The 21,901-nt window shown below is 36.3% G+C and carries 25 protein-coding genes; 11 read left to right on the top strand and 14 right to left on the bottom strand.

What is annotated here, in order from left to right:
* Positions 1-4: 4 nt before the first annotated feature.
* The 3 genes from galT to PYW30_RS08610 all read left to right on the top strand — a co-directional run bounded on the left by galT (position 5) and on the right by PYW30_RS08610 (position 3,011).
* A complete protein-coding gene (gene galT, locus PYW30_RS08620; protein ID WP_042219352.1) occupies positions 5-1,483 on the top strand; it encodes a UDP-glucose--hexose-1-phosphate uridylyltransferase in 1,479 nt (492 codons plus the stop codon).
* Positions 1,484-1,554: 71 nt separating this feature from the next.
* Positions 1,555-2,544, top strand: a complete 990-nt coding sequence (gene galE, locus PYW30_RS08615; protein WP_042219355.1) for a UDP-glucose 4-epimerase GalE — start codon at positions 1,555-1,557, stop codon at positions 2,542-2,544.
* A gap of 242 nt (positions 2,545-2,786) precedes the next feature.
* Positions 2,787-3,011, top strand: a complete 225-nt coding sequence (locus tag PYW30_RS08610; RefSeq protein WP_042219358.1) for a hypothetical protein — start codon at positions 2,787-2,789, stop codon at positions 3,009-3,011.
* A 64-nt stretch (positions 3,012-3,075) separates the two neighbouring features.
* Here PYW30_RS08610 and PYW30_RS08605 read toward each other — a convergent pair whose 3' ends face one another.
* The 11 genes from PYW30_RS08605 to PYW30_RS08555 form a co-directional block, all read right to left on the bottom strand.
* On the bottom strand, positions 3,076-3,528 hold the full coding sequence (locus PYW30_RS08605) for a hypothetical protein (RefSeq protein ID WP_042219359.1): 453 nt from the start codon (positions 3,526-3,528) through the stop codon (positions 3,076-3,078).
* Between the two features lie 114 nt (positions 3,529-3,642).
* Positions 3,643-4,785, bottom strand: a complete 1,143-nt coding sequence (locus PYW30_RS08600; RefSeq protein ID WP_042219361.1) for a tyrosine-type recombinase/integrase — start codon at positions 4,783-4,785, stop codon at positions 3,643-3,645.
* 1 nt (position 4,786) lies between these two features.
* The gene (locus PYW30_RS08595; RefSeq protein ID WP_080719688.1) at positions 4,787-4,981 is read right to left on the bottom strand and encodes a DUF3173 family protein; all 195 of its coding nucleotides are present in this window, start codon (positions 4,979-4,981) and stop codon (positions 4,787-4,789) included.
* A gap of 19 nt (positions 4,982-5,000) precedes the next feature.
* Positions 5,001-6,302, bottom strand: coding sequence for a Rep family protein (locus tag PYW30_RS08590; protein WP_042219364.1), 1,302 nt, complete (start codon positions 6,300-6,302; stop codon positions 5,001-5,003).
* 361 nt (positions 6,303-6,663) lie between these two features.
* The gene (locus PYW30_RS08585) at positions 6,664-7,020 is read right to left on the bottom strand and encodes a hypothetical protein (protein ID WP_042219365.1); all 357 of its coding nucleotides are present in this window, start codon (positions 7,018-7,020) and stop codon (positions 6,664-6,666) included.
* 187 nt (positions 7,021-7,207) lie between these two features.
* Positions 7,208-7,378: a hypothetical protein gene (locus tag PYW30_RS08580; protein ID WP_180752996.1), complete on the bottom strand. Its 171-nt coding sequence runs from the start codon at positions 7,376-7,378 to the stop codon at positions 7,208-7,210.
* Positions 7,353-8,780: an FtsK/SpoIIIE domain-containing protein gene (locus PYW30_RS08575; protein ID WP_080719686.1), complete on the bottom strand. Its 1,428-nt coding sequence runs from the start codon at positions 8,778-8,780 to the stop codon at positions 7,353-7,355. The genes PYW30_RS08580 and PYW30_RS08575 overlap by 26 nt, the downstream gene beginning before the upstream one ends.
* Positions 8,773-8,967 carry a hypothetical protein gene (locus tag PYW30_RS08570; protein ID WP_042219367.1) on the bottom strand — a complete coding sequence of 65 codons (195 nt, stop codon included), beginning with the start codon at positions 8,965-8,967 and terminating at the stop codon, positions 8,773-8,775. Before PYW30_RS08570 ends, PYW30_RS08575 begins: the two co-directional genes overlap by 8 nt.
* Complete coding sequence (locus PYW30_RS08565) at positions 8,960-9,178, bottom strand: hypothetical protein (RefSeq protein WP_042219370.1); 219 nt, start codon at positions 9,176-9,178, stop codon at positions 8,960-8,962. Before PYW30_RS08565 ends, PYW30_RS08570 begins: the two co-directional genes overlap by 8 nt.
* On the bottom strand, positions 9,175-9,387 hold the full coding sequence (locus PYW30_RS08560) for a hypothetical protein (RefSeq protein WP_042219373.1): 213 nt from the start codon (positions 9,385-9,387) through the stop codon (positions 9,175-9,177). Before PYW30_RS08560 ends, PYW30_RS08565 begins: the two co-directional genes overlap by 4 nt.
* A gap of 2 nt (positions 9,388-9,389) precedes the next feature.
* Positions 9,390-10,217, bottom strand: a complete 828-nt coding sequence (locus PYW30_RS08555; protein WP_042219375.1) for an endonuclease/exonuclease/phosphatase family protein — start codon at positions 10,215-10,217, stop codon at positions 9,390-9,392.
* A 263-nt stretch (positions 10,218-10,480) separates the two neighbouring features.
* Between PYW30_RS08555 and PYW30_RS08550 the strand changes: the two genes are divergently transcribed.
* Together PYW30_RS08550 and PYW30_RS08545 are read left to right on the top strand one after the other, a co-directional pair.
* Positions 10,481-10,675, top strand: a complete 195-nt coding sequence (locus PYW30_RS08550; protein WP_042219377.1) for a hypothetical protein — start codon at positions 10,481-10,483, stop codon at positions 10,673-10,675.
* A 366-nt stretch (positions 10,676-11,041) separates the two neighbouring features.
* Positions 11,042-12,502, top strand: a complete 1,461-nt coding sequence (locus PYW30_RS08545) for a basic amino acid/polyamine antiporter (RefSeq protein WP_042219379.1) — start codon at positions 11,042-11,044, stop codon at positions 12,500-12,502.
* A 21-nt stretch (positions 12,503-12,523) separates the two neighbouring features.
* Here the strand turns inward: PYW30_RS08545 and PYW30_RS08540 are convergent, their stop codons facing one another.
* From PYW30_RS08540 to PYW30_RS08530, 3 genes are read right to left on the bottom strand one after another with little or no spacing between them, the layout of a single operon-like run.
* Positions 12,524-12,745 carry a transcriptional regulator gene (locus PYW30_RS08540; protein WP_003133366.1) on the bottom strand — a complete coding sequence of 74 codons (222 nt, stop codon included), beginning with the start codon at positions 12,743-12,745 and terminating at the stop codon, positions 12,524-12,526.
* Positions 12,717-13,811: a DNA replication/repair protein RecF gene (gene recF / locus PYW30_RS08535; RefSeq protein ID WP_023889918.1), complete on the bottom strand. Its 1,095-nt coding sequence runs from the start codon at positions 13,809-13,811 to the stop codon at positions 12,717-12,719. Before recF ends, PYW30_RS08540 begins: the two co-directional genes overlap by 29 nt.
* 2 nt (positions 13,812-13,813) lie before the next feature.
* Complete coding sequence (locus PYW30_RS08530; protein ID WP_003133368.1) at positions 13,814-14,176, bottom strand: RNA-binding S4 domain-containing protein; 363 nt, start codon at positions 14,174-14,176, stop codon at positions 13,814-13,816.
* Positions 14,177-14,309: 133 nt separating this feature from the next.
* On the opposite strand from PYW30_RS08530, the gene yfmF reads away from it, so the two are divergent.
* The 6 genes from yfmF (at position 14,310) to aspS (ending at position 21,900) form a co-directional block, all read left to right on the top strand.
* Positions 14,310-15,554 (top strand): EF-P 5-aminopentanol modification-associated protein YfmF, encoded by a 1,245-nt coding sequence (gene yfmF, locus PYW30_RS08525; RefSeq protein WP_023889915.1) that lies wholly within the window; start codon positions 14,310-14,312, stop codon positions 15,552-15,554.
* On the top strand, positions 15,535-16,818 hold the full coding sequence (gene yfmH / locus PYW30_RS08520) for an EF-P 5-aminopentanol modification-associated protein YfmH (RefSeq protein WP_042219383.1): 1,284 nt from the start codon (positions 15,535-15,537) through the stop codon (positions 16,816-16,818). Before yfmF ends, yfmH begins: the two co-directional genes overlap by 20 nt.
* 51 nt (positions 16,819-16,869) lie before the next feature.
* Complete coding sequence (locus PYW30_RS08515) at positions 16,870-17,778, top strand: helix-turn-helix domain-containing protein (RefSeq protein ID WP_042219385.1); 909 nt, start codon at positions 16,870-16,872, stop codon at positions 17,776-17,778.
* A gap of 47 nt (positions 17,779-17,825) precedes the next feature.
* Entirely contained in the window at positions 17,826-18,377 is a 552-nt protein-coding gene (pgsA, locus tag PYW30_RS08510; RefSeq protein WP_003133372.1) for a CDP-diacylglycerol--glycerol-3-phosphate 3-phosphatidyltransferase, read from the top strand.
* Between the two features lie 445 nt (positions 18,378-18,822).
* Positions 18,823-20,106: a histidine--tRNA ligase gene (gene hisS / locus PYW30_RS08505; protein WP_003133373.1), complete on the top strand. Its 1,284-nt coding sequence runs from the start codon at positions 18,823-18,825 to the stop codon at positions 20,104-20,106.
* A gap of 45 nt (positions 20,107-20,151) precedes the next feature.
* Positions 20,152-21,900, top strand: coding sequence for an aspartate--tRNA ligase (gene aspS, locus PYW30_RS08500; protein WP_023889912.1), 1,749 nt, complete (start codon positions 20,152-20,154; stop codon positions 21,898-21,900).
* The last annotated feature ends 1 nt before the right edge of the window (position 21,901 follow it).

Here is a 21,901-nt window from a genome sequence, read left to right as displayed (position 1 = left end):
AAAAATGGATAAATATCAAGCTATTCAAGAATTTATTAATTTAGCAGAAAAAAATCATCGAATTGAAACGCTTGATAAAATATATTGGCGTAATCAATTGCTCCATTTCTTGGGCATGAACGATTGGGACGAACCACAAGTTACGGAAGAACATGAGCCTCTGATTTTAATGGACCAACTCATGACACTTGCGCGTGAAAATCACGCTTTTCCGCCTGAAGAGGAAGAGTTTTATGAAGCGGCACTGATGGATTTTATTAGCCCAACCCCCGGTCAAATTAATCGTGAATTTTGGAAAAATTATCAAGAGAGCCCGAAAAAAGCGACAGACTATTTCTATGGACTGACTCAGGAAATTAATCAGGTTAAGACAAGAGATATTGCAAAAAATATTGCTTTTAATCATCATTCAAAATATGGTGATTTAGAAATCACCATCAATCTCTCGAAACCGGAGAAAGATCCTAAGGCTATTGCTGCAGCTAAATTGATCAAGGATTCCAGTTATCCAGCTTGTGCGCTCTGTATTGAAAATGAAGGGCTTTATGGTGGAGGAAATAAAGCAGCACGCAGCAATCATCGTCTTATCCGCTTAAAACTGCACGATGAAGAATGGGGCTTTCAATATTCGCCTTATGCTTATTATAATGAACACTCCATTGTGCTGAACAACGTGCACAAGCCAATGAAAATTAATCGCCGTTCTTTTAGTAATCTCTTGGAATTTTTGGATTTGTTCCCTCACTATATGATTGGGTCCAATGCTGATTTACCAATTGTCGGTGGCTCTATTTTGACCCATGATCACTATCAAGCAGGACGTCATGAATTTCCGATGGCTAAAGCTAAGTTGCGGGAACAAGTAGTCTTTAAGAATTTCCCAGAAGTAGCTGTTGGTATTGTGAATTGGCCCATGAGTGTGTTGCGTTTGTCTTCTGAGGACAAAGGGCAGCTTCTGACACTTGCGGACTTTATCTTGAAGAAATGGCAACAGTATTCGGATACAAGTATTGATCTTCTTGCGCATTCTGCTGATGGTACGCCACACCATACGATTACACCGATCGCTCGTAAACGTGATGATGCTTACGAGATGGATCTGGTCCTGAGAGATAATAATGTTAGTGACACTTACCCTGATGGAATCTTTCATCCCCATGCCGACCTCCACCACATCAAGAAAGAAAATATTGGTCTGATTGAGGTCATGGGTTTGGCTGTTTTACCTCCAAGATTGAAAGATGAACTGCAAGAAGTGGAACAATACCTCTTAGGGAAGCCACATCATATGAAAGAGATGCACTTACCTTGGGCACAAGAGTTAAAAAATCAAGGAAACTTTACTGAAGAAAATGTCTCAGAGTATGTCCGTGAAGCAGTTGGAGCTGTCTTTACAAGAGTACTGCAAGATGCGGGAGTGTTTAAAGATAACGAAGCAGGACATGCTGGATTTAAGCGCTTCATTGATTTTATAAATGAATAAGGTTATACTTGTAAGTGATTGATAAATAGTATTGAAGAACTTTGTACATCAAAGTAATGGAGGATAAATAAATGACAGTCTTAGTACTTGGAGGCGCAGGTTATGTAGGAAGCCATGCTGTTGATATTCTAGTGGCACGTGGTTATGATGTGGCCGTTGTAGACAATCTTGTGACAGGACATCGTGAAGCTGTCCCAGCAGATGTACGCTTCTATGAAGGAGATGTGCGCGATCAAGCTTTTTTGGCTGATGTTTTTACAAAAGAAAAAGATATTGAAGGCTTAATGCATTTTTGTGCCTATTCTTTGGTGGGTGAATCAATGCAAAAACCACTGATGTATTTTAATAATAACGTTGGTGGGGCACAGGTTATCCTTGAAACCATGGAAAAATTTGGTATCAAGCATATTGTCTTTTCAAGTACGGCTGCAACTTTTGGGATACCAGAAGAAAGTCCTATTTCTGAAAAAACTCCACAAAAACCAATTAATCCTTACGGGGAAAGCAAACTCATCATGGAAAAAATGATGAAGTGGCAATCGGAGGCAACTGATATGACTTATGTGGCCCTGCGCTACTTTAATGTTGCAGGTGCGAAACATGATGGCAGTATTGGTGAGGCACATAAAAATGAAACACATCTGATTCCACTCATTTTACAAACGGCTTTAGGACAACGTGAGTTTATCACTATCTATGGGGATGACTACAATACCCCTGATGGTACATGTGTACGTGACTATATTGACATGGAAGATTTGATTGAAGCACATATCAAAGCCTTAGAATATCTTAAAGCAGGCGGTGCTTCGGACCAGTTTAACCTTGGCTCTTCAAAAGGATACTCTAACCTTGAAGTCTTGGAAACTGCACGCCGTGTTACCGGTAAAGAAATTCCATCACAAATGGGAGAACGTCGCCCTGGTGACCCAGATATGCTGGTGGCAGACTCGACGAAAGCTGGAGAAATTTTGGATTGGCACGTGAAGAATAATTTAGAATATATTATCGAGAATGCTTGGAAATGGCATAGCTCACATCCAGATTTATATCAAAAATAGTACTAAGAAAGCCCAGTATCATAACGATATTGAGCTTTTTTGTTTTATCCCTTTTTATATTTTCCCGTATTTTATCCCATTTTTTGGGGAGTTAAATTATTAATTTATATATAATGGGATAATATTTTAGTTCTAAAAGATTTTCAAATATAAACTTGCTTGCTTTTTTCAGGGATTGTGGTAATATTGTATATGTATCTAACATGTATTATCAAAAAACATATAGCAAAAAGGAGACTCAAATGGAAAACAAAATGGAATCAGCTAATATAAATTTCGACAATTTTGACTTTGTGGCCAAAAGTAAGGATAAATACCATGCTACACTAGATATTATCTCTGAATTTCTAAACGATGGACTTGATGAATCTTGTTTAGAATTAGATGACACGAAAGCACTTGAAAAAATTGTTATGAGTGTCATGTTAGTTTTAAAGCTCATTGAAAATCAAAAAACGCCTAATTAGCGTTTTTTTTTTTTGAGGATTTGGAATATTTCATTGGTAGTAAATCATGGTTATTTTTATGACATTAATATGAGTCTATTTTATTCAAATCTTCCTTTGATAGAGCTTTTATAGTTCCTGTGGGAATAACTAAGTGTAAATTCTTAGGTAAGGTATCTACTTTAATAAGGTCAGCATCATTATCAGCACAAATAACCATATCCTCGGGATGTTCAGTAGCAAATTTTATAATGGCTGCTTGTTTCTTCCAAACACCTAATGGAGCAGTATTAAATTTTAACTTATCTTGTACATCTATCTTAAATTGGGACTCAATCTGAGCGCTTATATTTCCCATGTCTGTACACCATATTATACGATGATTTTCTTTTTTTGCGAAAAGTTTTAACCAATCAACTATATATCTGGGAATTGATATGTGTGCCTGTCCCCAAGTCTCAACCTCAACAGCATCTGTCCCCCTGTACATATTGGGAGCAATTGTACTATCAATATCTAGTAACAAATATTTTATCATATTAGTAATATATCCTTTCTCTCAGTGGGTTATATAGTCACTCTGCTCCATAAATTTTAAATTTAATATCCTCGTTATTCCTATTTCAAATCTCTGTCTATTTATTTTATCATATTAATCCAGTAATTTTTTTATACTTTCGATTTGCTTAGAAATATTTTCTTCGAGAGCATGACCATACACACGTACTAGCATCATTATATCTTTGTGTCCGAGTAACTTCGAAACTACATCCATACTATACCCTTTAGCAAGAAGTACGGAACCATAAGTATGACGAGCGCCTTTTGATGTGATTACTGGCTCTATATTAAGTTGTTTTAATAATAAGGCTAAATGATTATTGATTGTTGTACTATGAGGAATACCGTGAATTAAAAATGGATGGTAAAATACCATATTATATTCATTTTCAAATCCAAGACTTTCGACTATAAATTCTTGTGTTTTTTTCAAGTCATTCAATATTGATATATCCGTAGAACTCAAAGGAACACGTCTTATAGATGTTTCAGTCTTGGAAGGTACAAACTTATTAATATTTGTATTGTAACGTCTATACGTCTTTAAATAGCCATTTTCAAAGTCAATATCAGACCAAGTTAAGGCTACAAGTTCTCCATAGCGTAGTCCTGTATGAAACAAGAAGTAGACAATATAATTATTAATTGATTTTTTATAATCTAAATTATCTTTTAAATACTCAATAATTTTATTGTAGTCTTCTAATGAATGTATATACTTTTCATCTGCTGTTTGCGGTTTAAATTTACTCTGAATCACAACACTTGTAGTGAAATCTTTAATAAAAACATCATCAGCTTTTACCATTTCAATTGTCTGCCTAATTACAGAATTAACACGAATAAGGGTATTATAGCTAATTTTGTCATCAGTACCTAGCTTATTCATTATTCTCTGGTACTGAGAGGATTTAATACTTGTTATAGGAATACCGTCAAAATTATTTTTGATGATTTTTCCAAAATAACGATATTTGTAGAGTGTTTGTTCAGAACGCCCACTATGAAGAACCTTTAGGTTATACCATTCTTGATAAAGTGTAGGTAAATCGGTATTTTTGTCAATAGTAAGCCCAGTTTTAAACTCTCTCAATATAGAAAGACCATCTATTGAAGCTTCCTTTTTTGTCTTGAAACCTGACTTAGATTTCAACGTTTTATCACCTTGTCTAATTTCATAAGACCATGAAACACCACTTTTTCCTTTTCTCTGTCTGTATCTAATAGAAGCCATTTTATAACTCCATTCTTAAAATTTTGGAAACTACGTCTCTTGGTACAACTCCTAATCGTTTATTTGCATACCAATCAAAGCCTTGTTTTACTAATTGTTCTTTTGCTAATCGGATTGCTTTTTGTGCAGTGGCAGGCTTTAGATGTAACTCCTCGATTAGCTCCTTCGCTGTTATGCCTTTGTTATTTTTTTCCATTTTATCATCCTTTCGTATCTTATTTTTCAGAGAAAATTCTAGGATAAACGTGCTGAGTAAGCAATTCATTTATAAATTTTTCCTTATCATCATATGCAAATAGTAACTTTGTCCCATAATTTAAAGTAATAAATTCATTTTTAGAAATTCTCATGTTTTCTGGCTCATTTAATTTTTTTGAAGCGGATAAACTATATACTCTATCAAAAGGGGGAATCCCAAAAGTTTTCTCACTTATTTTCGAAGTAAAGTTGATTCTTCGTTTAAACTGATTAATATCTTCATTTTTGAAGTTAAAACTACCAAAGAACTGCTCTACACTTTGATAATTTGCTACGATTACTAATCTAGGAACAATCATCTTATTTCTATACCTAGCAGACATTTTAGCTGTATTAAGTGGGTCAAATAGTTTCAACCAATCACTAACTTTTAAGCTCTCTTGGCGAAGATCATCTAAGATTAAAATATCCTCCCCATAATAATCATCAAAAGGGTTTGATGAACTGGCTGAAAATATATCACTTTCAAAGCCATTTGCATTTCCAAATTCTCTAACTTTATTTGCTACTTCACGTGCTAAAAAGCTTTTTCCAATCCCTGGTGCACCTTGAATATAAAGCACTGTGAGGTCATAATTGCCTCTTTCTAGTTCGTCCAACCGAAGCATAGCGTTACGTAAGCCATAGAAGTTAAAAGAATCGTTAAATTGATTCATGTGGTTAGCATAGAGAAGTGCTAGATTTTCATCCCTCATGATTTCACGTAGTTTTAATTTTCCTTGTTGAACTTCCTGTAAAGCAAGGTCTAAGCCTATCTCATTCTTTTTTCGTTTATCAGTAGCATTATACTTCTTAAAATCTTCTAAATTGTCATCAATAAATTCTTGGTAATCAAAAGTTTCAAAAGTTTGCACCTCTTCAGGGGAATATTGATATTTGTCTAAATTCTTTGCGTGTACAAGGTAAGCCAAACAATTTAATCGTCCATAACGCCCTTTACGAGGGACCTCAACATACTGAGGCTCTATTCCTAAGCAGGCGGAAACGCTCGCAATAGTCTTTAACTTTTCAAATTCAATATAACCATGAATATGAGGATGTTTAAGCTCACCTTTTGCATTTTTATCCTTATCATGATTTACTAAAGCAATCATTTTTAAACCCTCTAAATTTTTTAAGCGATTATAAATCTCATTAAAAATTTCAGCTTGATTATTTCTACTATTTTCAAAAAGAATTTTTTTATCCTCATCCCAATCCCAAAAATCTGCTCGTTGATACTGAGTGAAAATAAAGGACTTTACTCTTTTATCTCTCATTTTCTTAAATTTCCTCAAATCCCTCAAATGGATTTTATATTATTGAAAAGTGGATTTTATTAAATTCTTTGTTCTATAAAATCCATCAATAAAATCCACATTTTTTTAGTTTTTAAGCCAGATGGTCTGATTTATATTTTACCGTCAATCCTTGATATGACTATGTTTACACCACCATTCTCTTGACAAGCCCTAGAATGGTCGCGCATAGAAAAGGATTTTGTTACTATAAAATCCCAAAAACTCTTAACCTCAAATTTTGAGAAATAAAAACACTCTTAGCTTCTCCATTCCATTAGGAGAGCTCCGCTCTCCTTTCGCTAAGAGTGTTTTTATGCCTAAGGCAAGCCGTCCACTTTGCTTATTTTAGAAGTGTTTTTAGATAATCCGCTGTAACTCTAAGGTCAAAGCCAGCAATATAAGCACCGTTTTTCCCTTGCTTTAAGGCTAGGCTTTTAACTATTTGGTTAGTTTCAATATCCTTAAACATAAGTTTTGTTAGATTGAGATTGCTATCTGAAAATCCAGAGATTTTTAGCTCATGAGGCGTTCCTTCGGCGTTTACTGCGCCAATCTTTCCCCACTTATTGCCTGAAAACTCCCCCATTTCTTTTGAGACAATTTTCAGAGTTTCTGGTAATTCAATGATTTCATCAGCAAGCTCGCTGATTCTTGTAAAAAATAAATCACGTTTATTATCTGGAATTTGTAGTGCCATTGTTTTTTCCTTTCATCAGCTTTTATTGTCTTCAGTTTTGGACTTTTTCTATTTTGAGTCGGACTTATCGTCCGAGTGGCCCGTCATTCCGCCACCTGCATGATGACTACTTTTAGTACTTTCATTCAAAAAAACCTGAACGAAAGTACTAAAAGTAGTTGTAATTATTTATTTTTGGTTGTTTTCTTTATTGTTCCTCATTTTTCACATCCATTTCTATTAAGAAGACTTCTACGTCAATTAATGCTCGTACGATTGCTCTATATAGATTTTCATCATCTTCAAAGGTTGTCAATTTAGACCCATTAGGTAATTTGACAGTTAAGCTGATTTCATTCATATTCTGTCCTCGATTCATTAATGCTTGGAATAATATTTAGAACTACCTCTCCAAATTCTTGTTTGGTTTGCAGATTTACGAAGGGTATTTTGGTAAGCTCAGGTTCGTTCATTGATAGCCCATCAGCATAAAAGAGAGCCTCTCCACGTTCTCCATTCCCTCGCGGAACATTCTCTAAGTCACACATTGAAAAAGCCATTCTCAATCTTTCGCTAGAGGGAGAACCCCCGTACAAAACTGCAGATATCTGAGTTCTGAGCTCAACAGGTATATTCTCTGAATTTGGGTCTTGGGTGCTACAAACCCAATGGCAACAGGCTTGACGTCCCTTCCTTGCTATTAAACCTAAGTTTTGTAATATTTCATTCCAGAGAGCTTTACCTTCTTTAGAAGAGCCACAACTGTCTTTTATACTGGCTAATTCATCCACAAAAAGGAAGCTGGGAATCATATTTAAATCGTATCCGTCAGCATTCAGAGCCTGACTTTTTGAAATGAGCTCATATCTCTCATCCATGATTTCTACCATTTCTCTACTTAGCTTTGCCAAAGAATTAGGAGTTTGTCCTACACTAATATTTTCTCCTAAGATATTTTTTAAGATTCCACCGAGAGCAAATAAATCCGCCCCTTTACCATCACATATTTTGATATAGCTATCACTCCCTTTTATTCCACTTCCTTTAGCAAGAGCTGAATAGAGCATCCATTGCAATGTAACGGTTTTCCCTGTCCCCGTCCTACCGTACAATCCAATATTTGTATTCTGTTTCAAAGAAAATTGCTGAGTATTTGACAATTTTATTATATCCTTTGGAATATTTTGGAAAAAATCTCTTGTTAGATTTTCTTTACTATCAGAATTAGCAAAAACATATTGCTCTATTTCTCGTTTATTCTTTTCAAAGACATACTCTACTCTGTCAGCGAGAATATCCTTTTTAGTTATATCCAAGGACAGGAGTCCACTGAGTTCGGTTTCAAGGTTCTCAACCTTAGAATCTAAGAAATTTCCTCTCTTTTCAGCAATGATGATAATTTCATCCTCAGTTTGCTCTATTTTAAATACTGAAGACAAAAAAATATCAGAAGTCTCTTTATATAAGCCGTTATTAATAATAAATTCCTGTACTATCAAGAAATTATCCCATATAGAAATATTATTTTTGAACTCTTTACGAATCCGAAATATTTTTCCTGCCAAGTAAAAGAGAAATAACCACGAGGGTAAAATCAAAATATTATTAATTGCAAAGCTTAAGAAGAAGAGGAGGATGATAAAGGCAACCCATATAAGGCTTAGGCTGCTGAGCTTTTTTTTGAAATTAGGCACAGTTTGATACAAGGAGATTTCCTGCGGAGGAGAGGGTAAGAAGATTGATATATACAAAGACACACAGTTATTAATGAATTTATTCATCACCACGAACCTTACGCAAAAATGATTTAATTTTTATTTTCATTAAAAAATACAATCCTATCATTAAAGAAATACCACCAATGCTTCCCAACAATATTTGCAGAAATCCAGTAAATAAGCTCACTGAAATTACAAGTAAAATTAACCCTAAAATAAAGAAAAAATAATGTTTAAATGTATCATTCATGTTTTACTTCCTTTCTATTTTTGCCTTGAAATAAAATAATTAGCTCTGGGAAACTTGCTAAAGTTAGAATTATAACTAATAACAAGAAAGCTTTAATAGTAAGAAAAGCATTATATCCACCAACACTAAATTTTACATTTCCACTAAAGCCGACTCCTATACTGATGAGTAATAACATACACCAAGTGCAATTACGATAAAAATTTTTCATTTTTCTTCTCCTTTTTTTGCAATCAATTTAATTAATAACCAAATTATAATTAATAATAATCCGCTAATAATCGTCTTTTCTGGATGAAAGAAGGCTTTAACAATAACCTCATGAGGAATTACAATTCCAGTCACAACAACATAACCAGAAATAATTAATATTAATGCCCCAAAAGCAAGACAAAGATTTCTATAAATTTTTTCTTTCAATATTAGTCCTTCCTATTAAAATGCAGAGTAGCAACTAAGGCTTTATGATCTGAGTATTTTGTTTCATCTCTATATTCAATGAAATCAATTTCACAGTCATTTGAAGTAACGAGGTGGTCATTGGGTGTTTCCTGATTATAAACTGGATATGATTTATTAATTGGATACGAGTAGCCTTCAGGAGTATGCAATATTAAGTTGTTCTGACTCAGATTTTGCTTAATACTATGGAAATTATGAGGGAACTGAGCATATTCCTTGTACAAAATATCGATTTCTTCCCATGTTAAATTTTCATTTCTATCTGTTAATAGTCTAGCGTGGTTAAAGTCTCCAGCTACCATAATTTGAGTAATACCAGATTTTCTAAGTTTTTCGATAAAGCTCAATAATTCTTTAAATTCAGAGGCATTACCTTTATAATCGAGATTTTTATAAGACCTGATGCGTACTCCAACAATAGCTAACTTTTCATTTTTCTTATTTCTCAAAATAATGGAAGTATAGTCCGGACTAATTCTATCTTTGTCTTGAGTTGCATATTCTACTGTTTCAATATCTAAGTCTAATCTATTTGATATTGCTACAAAGACATCGTTAAATCCTTTCTTTTTCAACGGATTAACTGCCACAGTATATTCTTTGTTTAAAAAATATGCTTGAAAGTCTTGATAATCTTTATACTTATAAAATTCATTAAGAATTACAATATCAGGGATATTAGTATTTTTAGGAAATATATCTCCCAATAAAGGCATTAATTCAGTATTTCCATATCCGCTGCCAGCAGTACAGTTGACATTTCCCACATATATATTTATTTTTTTCATTTTAGATTGTCTTTCTTTTTATATCTTGAATTTATCATTAAGTAAGTTCTCAATTTTTTCTTACTGGTGAACGTATTTTCATAAATACTATCTCCTTTTAGTTCTATGTTTTTCGATAATACATGTTAGATACATGTATATAATATCATGATACATATAAAAAAACAAGTAATTACTTTTTTGTTTTGTGATTTTGTGTATTACCAAGATATATGTTATAATAAAATATAAATGTGATATTTAAATATAGTGAAGGAGACATCATGGCCAAATTAACAAATTTTTATCTCAATAGCGAAAATGAAGAGAATTTACCTCGTTTATCAAAATACTTTAAATATAAAAATATGCTTGAAAGAGAAAATAAAACATGGGTAATAAATCTAGCATTAAAAGAGCTGTATGAGAAAATGGAATCTGAAATTCTTGATTTTGAATCAAAAAACACTAAAAAATGATTTAGTGTTTTTTTGTTTAATATTTTCCCAGGTTTTTCCCACTTTAAAAACAAGGCAGTTTTTTTTATAAAATCGTAATTTGAAAGAAAGTGAATATACTAATAAAATCAAGATAAAAAATTCAACTAAATATTAAATTTTTGCTTGGAAATGGCATAGCTCTCATCCAAATGGATATTAATACAAATGAAAAAGCAATCTTTTAATTTGGATTGCTTTTTCATTATTTTTGTAAGAAAACGCTTAAAAATGTAAAAATATAAAGAAAATAGGATTGGAACCTGATGAAAGTTGCATGAAAATGCAAAAAATGTTATATTAAGAAAATATTTCAATATAAATAAAATGGAATTATAGGAAAAATAAATGGAAAATAAAAAAGGAATGGGACTGATAGCCCTTGTCTCCATCGTTGTATCCAGTGCTATTGGTGGTGGGGTATTTAACCTTTCCAATGATTTAGCCAATGGAGCTACTGCAGGTGGTGTCATCGTAGCATGGTTCTTCGTTGGTTTAGGACTTTTAGCGCTTGTCTTGAGTTTAAACTATCTGATTATTAACAAACCACAGCTTTCAGGAGTTTCTGATTATGCGCGAGAAGGCTTTGGCGATTTGGTAGGTTTTCTTTCCGGATGGGGCTACTGGTTGTCTACATGGCTAGGTAATATTGCATTTGCCGTGCTCATGATGATCTCTATGGATTACTTTTTCCCTGGGAAATTCGCAGATGCAAATGGAAGTTTAAGTGTTTTTGCAGTAGTGTCTGTATCGATCCTTTCTTGGCTTTTAGCTTTGATGGTGAGTAAAGGTGTCGAATCTGCAGCGATTGTGAATGCCATTGTTCTGGTTTGTAAATTAATCCCAATCTTTGTTTTCATGCTTACAGGGATCTTTATGTTCAAAATAGGAGTATTCACTGCAGGATTTTGGAACAATATTACAGAAAATGCTCAGGGCTTGATTCAAGCACAAGGGTCCATAACCGCTAGCGGTTTACTTGATCAAGTTAAAAGCTCTCTTATGGTCATGATTTGGGTCTTTGTCGGGATTGAAGGTGCTGCAATGATGGGAGACCGTGCGAAGAAAAAATCTGATGCAGGGCGCGCGACAATCATTGGTCTTGTTGTTTTGCTTTTTATCTACATCTTACTTTCACTCTTACCTTTCGGCTACTATAATCAAGCAGAACTAGCTGCCATGAAAACACCAGGCATGGTTTACATGCTGAAAGATATGCTTGGCAGTTTTGGAGGGGCATTGATGGCCAGTGGTCTGGTTGTTTCCGTCTTAGGAGCTTGGATATCATGGACGATGCTTCCAGTGGAATCAACGACACAATTGGCCAATCAAAAATTACTCCCGAAATGGTTTGGGCGCTTAAATAAACATAACGCTCCTGCAAATTCTCTTTGGCTTACACAAATCTTTGTTCAATTTTTCATCATAGTCACTTTTTATGTTGCAAATGCTTATAATGTAATGGTGTACCTCTGTACAGCATGTATCATGATCTGTTACGCTTTGGTAGGTGCATATATGATGAAACATGGCCTTGAAGAAAAAAATACAAAAAATATAGTCATCGGCTTTGTGGCTCTTGTTTTCCAAATCTTAGCTCTGTGGCTTTCAGGCTGGCAATATGTTTGGATGGCTTCAATTCTCTATGCAATTGGTTTTATTTTCTACTACTTAGCGAAGAAAGAAAATGGCAAAACACTTTCTCGTGTAGAAATTATTGTCCTTCTTGTAATTATCGCTTTGTCTATCTTTGCGGCTTTTGGCTTAATTGGCAACCATTATGGTCTAAGGGAGTTACTTGGCTTATAATTGACATAAAAAAATTCGGAATTAATGTTCCGAATTTTTTTGCTCTAATTGTGAGTAATGACTGTTTTTGATATGCACCAAAACACGTAAATCTTCTTCGAGTTTATCTTTTTGTTGGCGTAATTCACGTTCTTGTTCAACCAGAAGAGAAATACGCTTTAATAATGTCGCATCCCCTTCTTCAGCCAAGGCTTTAAATTTAAGGAGGTTATCCTTAGTCAGTGGTGGTTCTTTCTTGTCCATTTGTTTCAATTTCTCCTTGCTTCACATTGAAAATACTTAAATTTTCGGGCAGGTTTTTGAGGTGGTCAAGCGTCGTTGTAGTGATGAAGGTTTGTGTTTTTCCAAGCGTTGTTTCTAAAAGATCCAACTGACGGCTATTATCGAGCTCACTCATTACATCATCCAGTAAAAGAATAGGATATTCTCCAGTTTCTTCAAAAATCAAATCAATCTCGGCGAGCTTGACAGATAAAGCAACAGTTCTTTGTTGACCTTGACTGCCAAAGTCCGCAACATTAATGCCATTGACAAAAAAGGTCAAATCGTCTCGATGAGGACCGACAGAGGTTTGGTGACGAAAAATATCCTTATCATGTGCACGTTTCAAATCTTCTATGAGCGCTGTCGAATTGGCTTTATAATTTATCTGCAGCTCCTCCATCCCATGAGTGAGCTGAGCATGAATTTTTTGTGCCAGTTTTTCTAGTTTGCTAATGAAATGTTGACGTTCAGTACTAATCTTCTGACCGTGTTCTGCCAGTTGGCTGTCTAAAACATCTAAGAAAGTAGCGTCAATCTGTTTGCCTTCCATCTTGAGGTAAGCATTGCGTTCTTTTAAAGCGCGATTATAGCGCACTGAATCATAAAGATACACGGGACGTATTTGACCAATTTCCATATCAAGGAAGCGACGACGAATGCTTGGTGCACCTTTGATAAGTTCTAAATCCTCAGGTGCAAACATGATAAGGTTCAGCTGACCAATATAGTCTGCTAAGCGATTTTCTTTCAGGTGATTGACATGAGCCGTACGTCCTTTAGGGGTCAAAGCAACTTCAAGTGGGACATTCCCGTGCCCTTTTTCGACAGTCCCAGAAACCTTCATTTCTTTGGCATTCCACCGAATCAGTTCCCGATCATGATGCGTACGGTGGCTACGTGTCAGAGCAAGAAAGTAGATGCTTTCTAAAATATTTGTTTTACCCTGGGCATTCTGTCCCAAAAAAATATTGAGATTGGGATGAAATTCAAGAGAAAGCTCAGCATAATTTCGAAAATTATAGAGCTGAATATTGTTAAGTTTCATGCTTATTTAGCGCCAGGAAATCTTGGCTTGGCTGCTTTCTTTGGTTTTTGTGTTTTGACTTGAGCGTTCATTTTTTTGACCAGCGCTTTGACGCGTTCTTCTTCGGCCTTATCTTCTTCACGCTCAGCAATTTCTTCTGCAGACGCTTGGACAAATGAGAGGATCAGTCCAAATTCAGGAATCTCCAAAACATCTCCCGCTCGCAGTTTTTTGCCACGGCGATTTTCAGCTTCCTTGTTTAAGAAAATATTGCCTTCATTTTCAGCGAGAAAAAGCTTCGCTTGGCCTCCTGTATTGACAATGGCCAACTCTTTAATGACTTGACCTAAGGTGATGTATTCTTCAAATAAAATGTAATTTTGCATAACTCTATTTTAGCATAAAGAGTCTCAAAAATAGTGGAAAATTTGCTATAATAGAGATATTACAGCTCCTGCTCTTTTTAGGATTAAAAGAATTTCCTTTAAACTTAAAAAGAGGAGTAGACAAGGGATATCTATGAAACTAGCCAGCGGAGTAAATCTCCATGTTATAAAAGAAACAAAATTCAAAACAATACGTCTCATGGTGCGCTTTCGTGAAGAACTTTCGCGAGAAAATATTGCTAAGCGTGTGATTATCTCTAATTTATGGGAAACGACTAATGCGGCATACCCAACAGCTCAAGCATTTTCAAGCCGCTTGTCAGAACTTTATGGGACCTCTTTCTCAACTACAGTAAATAAAAAAGGCAGCCAACATTTGTTAAGCATTCATATGAATCTCGTGAATCCTAAATTTGTTGATATGGATACTTTAGCAGGTGCTGTTGATTTTATGCACAACGCGCTCTTTAGTCCAGATAATAATGTGGCAGTCTTTGAGCGGGAAAAGGCAAATCTCATCAACTACCTTAAAGCTATGAACGAAGACCGCTCTTACTATGCCAGTCGTCAGTTGGCTACCCTTTTCTTTACGGATTCCAATCAAGCTCTCCCAGGTGTAGCAACTGTGGAACTCTTGCAGGCAGAAACAGCAGAAGCTGTTTTTAATTATTACACTGAAATGCTTAACCACAATCTTATTGATATTTTTGTTCTCGGTGATGTGGAAGAAGCTGAGGTTGTACGTTTGTTCCAAAACTTTGACTTTAAAGATCGTCAGGGGCATTCTGAAATTTTTTATAAGCAAGAGCTCAAGGATTATCAAGAAAAAATCGAAGCTAAAGAGGTGCAACAGTCTATTTTACAAATGGCCTTTGCGCAACCGACGACTTATGGCAGCAAGGATTACATGACTTTACAAGTGATGAATGGCCTTTTCGGTGGCTTTGCGCATTCGAAATTATTTATGAATGTCCGTGAAAAGGCAAGTTTGGCTTACTATGCAAGTTCAGCTTTTGATAGTTTTACTGGTCTGTTAAGAGTTAATGCCGGAATTGATGCCGGAAATTATCAACAGGCACGTGCGCTGATTCTAGAACAACTTCAAGCCATGCAATCTGGAGACTTTACCGCACAAGAAATTGAGCAGACTAAAACAATGCTCAAAAACTCTTACTTCATGTCGCTTGATTCTTCTTCAAATCTTATTGAACAAGCTTTCATTCACGAAGTTTTACCTGAACTTTATATTGATGAAGCAACCTTTTTGAAGGCATTAGAGGCTGTGAACAAAGAAGATATTATGCGCTTGGCGCAAAGTTTAAAACTACAGGCTCAATATTTCATGAAAGGAGAAGTTTATGCAGAAGAAGAGCTATGAAAAAACGGGAGAAATCTTATATACTGATGTTCTCGCCAATGGCTTAACGGTGTATTACTTACCGAAATCGGATTACAATCGGACCTATGGTCTTTTTACGACAAACTTTGGTTCCTTAGATACCTCTTTTATCCCTATGGGAAGTCAAGAGATGAAGACTTTTCCAGAAGGTATAGCTCACTTTTTGGAGCATAAACTTTTTGAGAAAAAAGAAGGTGATGTAATGTACAAGTTTGGTGCCTATGGGGCGCAAACCAATGCTTTTACAAGCTTTTCAAGAACATCTTATCTTTTTTCGACACGTGAAAATATCTATGAGTGTGTAGACTTACTGCTTGATTTCGTACAAGAACCTTACTTTACAGAAGAAAATGTTTCGAAAGAGCAAGGTATTATTCAACAAGAAATCCAGATGTATCAAGATGATAGTGACTGGCGTTTGTTCGCAGGGCTCTTAGCTTCGCTCTATCCTGATTCACCTTTGGCAGATGATATCGGGGGGACTCCCCGTTCTATTAAGGAAATTACAGCAGCAGACTTGTACGCCAACTATGAAACTTTTTATCATCCCTCCAACATGAACCTCTTCTTAACAGGTCCTTTTGATGTGGAGCATATGGCTGCGTTTGTAAATGACAATCAAGAGAGAAAATCTTTTGTTAAAGCGGAGCCTATACAGAGAAAAACGGTGGAAGGCAGTCAGCCTCTTTTAGGAGAAACGCTCAAATTCGAAGTTGCGCTGCCCAAGTTGGCGCTTGGTTTTCGTGGAGAAGATGCTTTACCCACTGATGCCCGCGAATTATTAGAATATAAACTTTCGAATCAGTTGCTTCTAGACATGCTTTTTGGGAAAACGAGTCATCGTTATGAGGAAATGTATAATGCAGGTTTAGTTGATGATTCTTTTGGCTATGGTTTTGACATGGATAAAAGTTTTCACTTTGCGAACATTACCGTGGATACTGAAAAACCAGAGCAAATCAGTAAAGTTTTGCAGGAAGCCCTAAAAAGTTATAAAATAGATAAGGATTTTGAAAAAGAAAATCTCGAAACACTGAAACGTGAAACACTGGGAGATTATTATAAATCCCTAAACTCTTTAGAATATATCGCCAATCAATTTTCATCAAATATTTATGGCGAGATTAACTTCTTTGACCTTCCTGAAATTTTATCAGGATTAACACTTGAAAAAGTCAGCAAGCATGCTGAAAAATTTGTAGAGAATATGCAAACTGTAGATTTTATCATCTACCCTAAATAATACGAACAGTTATGAATAAATCCATGTATTTCATAAAGCTGAGAGGAGGACATGGTGGCAATTAAAACAATAGGCGAAGTCCTCAAAGACAAGAGGACGGAACTTGGCCTCGGGCTGAGTGAAGCCGAAAAACTTACAAACATTCCGAAATTATATATTATTGCTTTAGAAACAGGGGACTATAAGGCTTTACCCGGTGATTTTTATATAAAAGCTTATCTTAAACAATATGCAGAAAAATTAGATCTTGATGCAGATCAAATCATGCTTGCATACGAGAAGGATGGATCGATGTCTGTGGAAGAACATGAAGACATCCAAGAAACTTACCGCTTTGTGAAACCGAGTGAACGCGTAGAAGAGGAAGAGGAAGAGGAAGAAAGCAATAAGCCTGCATGGCGTCATTATGTTCCCATTATCTTGCTTTCTGCTGTTGCACTAGCCATTGTCGGAAGTGTCACAGCTGTCGTGTTACTCACCCGTCCGCCAAAACCAGATTTGAGTGATACTTCTTATACTTATAAAACGAGCGAAACAAAAAAGACAACAGAAGAACCAAAGAAAACAACAGAATCATCAGAAAAACCTGTTGAATCAAAACCAGAACCCCAAAATCAAATTACCGTTACTGGCAGTGGTGCGCAACTCAACGTCAAGGTAGAAAATGCTACGAGTCCAACACAAATTGTTTTTACAACAGCAGCTGGCGCAGTGACCACAGTTTCACTGACTAATGCGGATTGGGCAACCGTACGCACATTGTCTGATGCCGAAAATACAGCTACAGCAACGCTCGGAGCAGGATTAACCAACTCAGTGATTAACTTGTCCAATACACAAGGTCTCACGATGACAATCAACGGCAGCACTGTCGATTTGTCTGCTCTTACAGTAGGAACTCCAGTTCAAGTGCAATTAACGGTGACTTATGCAAGCACTACAGCACCTGTAACACAATAAAAAGTTGAGCCCGAGTAGGCCAACTCTAAGAAGCGAAGAAAGTAATTATGAAAAAAGAAAAACTCCCCAATCAATTAACGATACTAAGAATCTTTATGATTCCTGTCTTTCTCATTGTCCTTTATCTGCCACATGGTGCAACTGTGGGTGCAAGCTATGTTTCATGGATTGTTGCAGCAATTATCTTTGCTGTAGCTTCAATCACAGACTGGCTTGATGGCTATTTGGCGCGCAAGTGGAAAGTTGTTTCTAATTTTGGTAAATTTGCGGATCCATTAGCAGATAAAATGCTAACGATGGCTGCATTTGTGATGCTAATTGCTCTAGGCTTAGCTCCAGCTTGGGTTGTTGCCATCATTGTATGTCGTGAACTTGCCGTGACTGGACTTCGCCTTTTATTGGTTGAACAAGGGGGAGCAGTCTTGGCTGCAGCGATGCCAGGAAAAATTAAAACATTTACACAAATGTTGTCTATTATTTTCTTATTAATTGGAGATCCCATTTATATTGGTACAATCTTACTTTATGTTTGCCTTATCTTCACAATTTATTCCGGCTATGATTACTTTGCCAAAAATATGCAAGTTTTTAAAAATTAATATGAATTTAAAGCTTGAAAAAAACAGAAGTCTGCGTTATACTTAAAGATACAGAGAGTAAGACTTGGCTGAAAGCTTACAAAACCTAAAGTGACGATAAAAAACGGTAGCAACGTTATAGCTAAACTGAGGTTCTGGAAGACAGGACAAATTTAGGTGGTACCGCGATAAGATTACTGACGCCCTAGAGCTTTTATGCTTAGGGCGTTTTAATTTGCTACTAGCATTGCGCCTAAAGGCACTAATGCTAGACGGCAATCCCTATGGGGTCTTGCCTGAGCAACTTATTAGGTAAAATGTAAAAAAATATCGTTTTTTACATTTTACCGTCTTAATTGCCAAGACATTGCAGCTAAAGCTATTAATGAGTGCTCGACGGCATGGCTCACACGAGCTTTATTCGTAATGTTTTAAACACAAATGGAGTCGATACAAAGGAGATAATATGAAATTACAAAAACCAAAAGGTACGGCAGATATTCTGCCTCAAGAGTCACAAAAATGGCAATATGTAGAAATGATGGCACGTGCAGTATTTGAAGATTATAATTTCAAAGAAATCCGTACACCACTTTTTGAAAGTTATGAGCTGTTCAGTCGTGCAACAGGGGAAACAAGTGATATTGTAACGAAAGAAATGTATGACTTTGACGATAAAGGGGGACGTCATATTGCCTTACGTCCTGAAGGAACTGCGTCAACTGTTCGCGCGTATATTGAAAATAAACTTTTTGCCCCCGAAGTGCCAAAACCTGTAAAAATGTATTATATGGGTTCAATGTTCCGTTATGAACGCCCTCAATCCGGACGTTTACGTGAATTCCACCAATTTGGTGTAGAGTGTTTCGGAGCAAAAAATCCCGCAATTGATGTCGAAATTATCGCCATGGCACAATCATTATTTGAACAAATTGGTATTTCTGGTGTGACGCTTCACTTGAATTCTCTGGGTGATTTAGAAACGCGTAAGGCTTATCGTACAGCTTTGGTTGATTATTTGACACCTTTTGAAAATCAACTTTCAAAAGATAGCCAACGTCGTCTTCACGAAAATCCTCTTCGCGTACTTGACAGCAAGGAAAAAGAAGACAAGGAAATCGTTAAGGGGGCGCCATCCATCTTAGACTATCTTACAGAAGAGTCTCAAGATCACTTTGACATGACACGTGCTCTGCTCGATGGTTTGGGCATTGAATATGTCATTGATACAAATATGGTTCGTGGTTTGGACTATTACAATGATACTATCTTTGAATTTATCGTGGATGTAAAAGGACAAGAATTGACGGTTTGTGCAGGTGGCCGTTATGATGGATTGGTTGAATACTTTGATGGCCCAGCAACACCAGGTTTTGGTTTTGGTCTTGGTGTAGAGCGCTTGTTGATGATTGCTGAAATGCAAGGTATCGATTTCCACGAAGAAGACACACTTGATGTTTATATTGCTGTTATGGGAAACAAAGCCAGCTTAGCAGCGACACAACTTGCAGAAAGCCTACGTGCTCAAGCCTTTAAAGTGGAACGTGATTTCTCTAATCGCAAGCTTGGTGCACAATTTAAATCAGCTGAAAAAGCAAATGCAGAAGTGATTATCACGCTTGGCGACAATGAAGTGGAAACAGGTGAGATTACGGTCAAACATAACCAAACACGTAAAGAAGTAAAAACAACTTTGGCAGAAATTGCGAAAGGTTTTGCACCTATCTTTGAAGAAGCGCTTGGAGAATAAAAAAGTTCAGTAGACGTATACTAAAGAAATGTAAGGAGATTAAATTTGAAGAGAACAAACTATGCAGGAAATATTACAGAAGAATATTTAAATCAAGAAGTTACTGTTAAAGGTTGGGTTGCGAAGCGTCGTAATCTGGGTGGCTTAATCTTTATTGATTTACGCGACCGTGAAGGCATTGTCCAGATCGTGGTTAACCCTGAAACTGCAGCAAAAGAAATTGTTGAGGTAGCAGACAAAGCCCGTAACGAATATGTACTTGAGATTACAGGTAAAGTGGTGGAACGTGCCAGCAAAAATGAAAACATTAAAACGGGTGGAATCGAAATTGAAGCCAACCACATGAAAATTCTTAGCACTTCAAAAACAACACCCTTTGAGATTAAAGATGGTGTTGAGGTACTTGATGATACACGTTTGAAATACCGTTATCTCGACTTACGTCGTCCAGAAATGCTTAATAACATTACGATGCGTCATGCGACCACACGTGCGATCCGTAGCTACTTAGATAATCAAGGCTTTATCGATGTTGAAACACCTTTCTTAAACAAATCAACCCCAGAAGGTGCGCGTGATTACCTTGTACCTTCTCGTGTCAATAAAGGTGAATTTTATGCCTTACCACAAAGTCCACAACTTATGAAGCAATTGTTGATGACTGCGGGTCTCGATCGTTACTATCAAATCGTAAAGTGCTTCCGTGACGAAGACTTACGTGGCGACCGTCAACCAGAATTTACACAGGTCGACTTAGAAACAAGCTTCCTTGGGGAAGAAGAAATTCAAGATTTAACCGAAGGTTTGATTGCGAAAGTTATGAAAGACGTTAAAAACGTCGATGTAACTTTGCCATTTCCTCGTATGAAATACGACGATGCGATGAATTTCTATGGCTCAGATAAGCCAGATACACGCTATGAAATACTCTTGAAGGACTTGACAGAACTTGCAAAAACAGTAGACTTTAAAGTGTTTAGTGAAGCACCTGTCGTTAAAGCTATTGTTGTGAAAAATAATGCAGATAAGTACTCGCGTAAAGCCATTGATAAATTAACAGAGCAAGCGAAGCAAAATGGTGCCAAAGGCTTGGCTTGGATCAAGTTTGAAGACGATAAATTGGCAGGTCCAATTGCAAAATTCTTGACAGATAAAACAACAGAATTCGTTGAGACTTTGGGCTTGGAAAACAACGACTTGGTTCTCTTCGTGGCAGACAGCTTAGAAGTGGCGAATTCAGCACTGGGTGCTTTACGTCAAACGATTGCCAAAGAGCAAGGCTTAATTGATTATTCGAAATTCAATTTCCTTTGGGTTATTGATTGGCCAATGTTTGAGTGGTCAGAAGAAGAAGGCCGTTATATGAGTGCGCACCATCCGTTTACTTTACCAACTGCTGAAACACAAGGGGAACTTTCAGGAGATTTGAGTAAAGTCCGTGCGCATGCTTACGACATTGTTTTGAATGGTTACGAACTCGGTGGTGGCTCACTCCGTATTAATACACGTGATTTACAAGAAGAAATGCTCAAAGCACTTGGCTTTAGTTTAGAAGATGCCCAAGAGCAATTTGGTTTCTTGTTGGAAGCTTTAGATTATGGCTTCCCACCACATGGAGGATTGGCCCTTGGTTTGGACCGTTTCGTTATGTTGCTTGCAGGAAAAGACAATATTCGTGAAGTTATTGCCTTTCCTAAGAATAATAAAGCCACAGACCCGATGACACAAGCGCCATCAGTAGTCAGTGAGAGCCAACTGGAAGAATTGAGAATTAAACTTGAAAAACTTGACTAAA

The organism is Lactococcus garvieae subsp. garvieae (assembly GCF_029024465.1).
Lineage (GTDB): Bacteria > Bacillota > Bacilli > Lactobacillales > Streptococcaceae > Lactococcus > Lactococcus garvieae.
The sequence above is the reverse complement of the archived record's forward strand: the minus strand, read 5'-3'. Positions and strand labels throughout refer to the sequence as shown.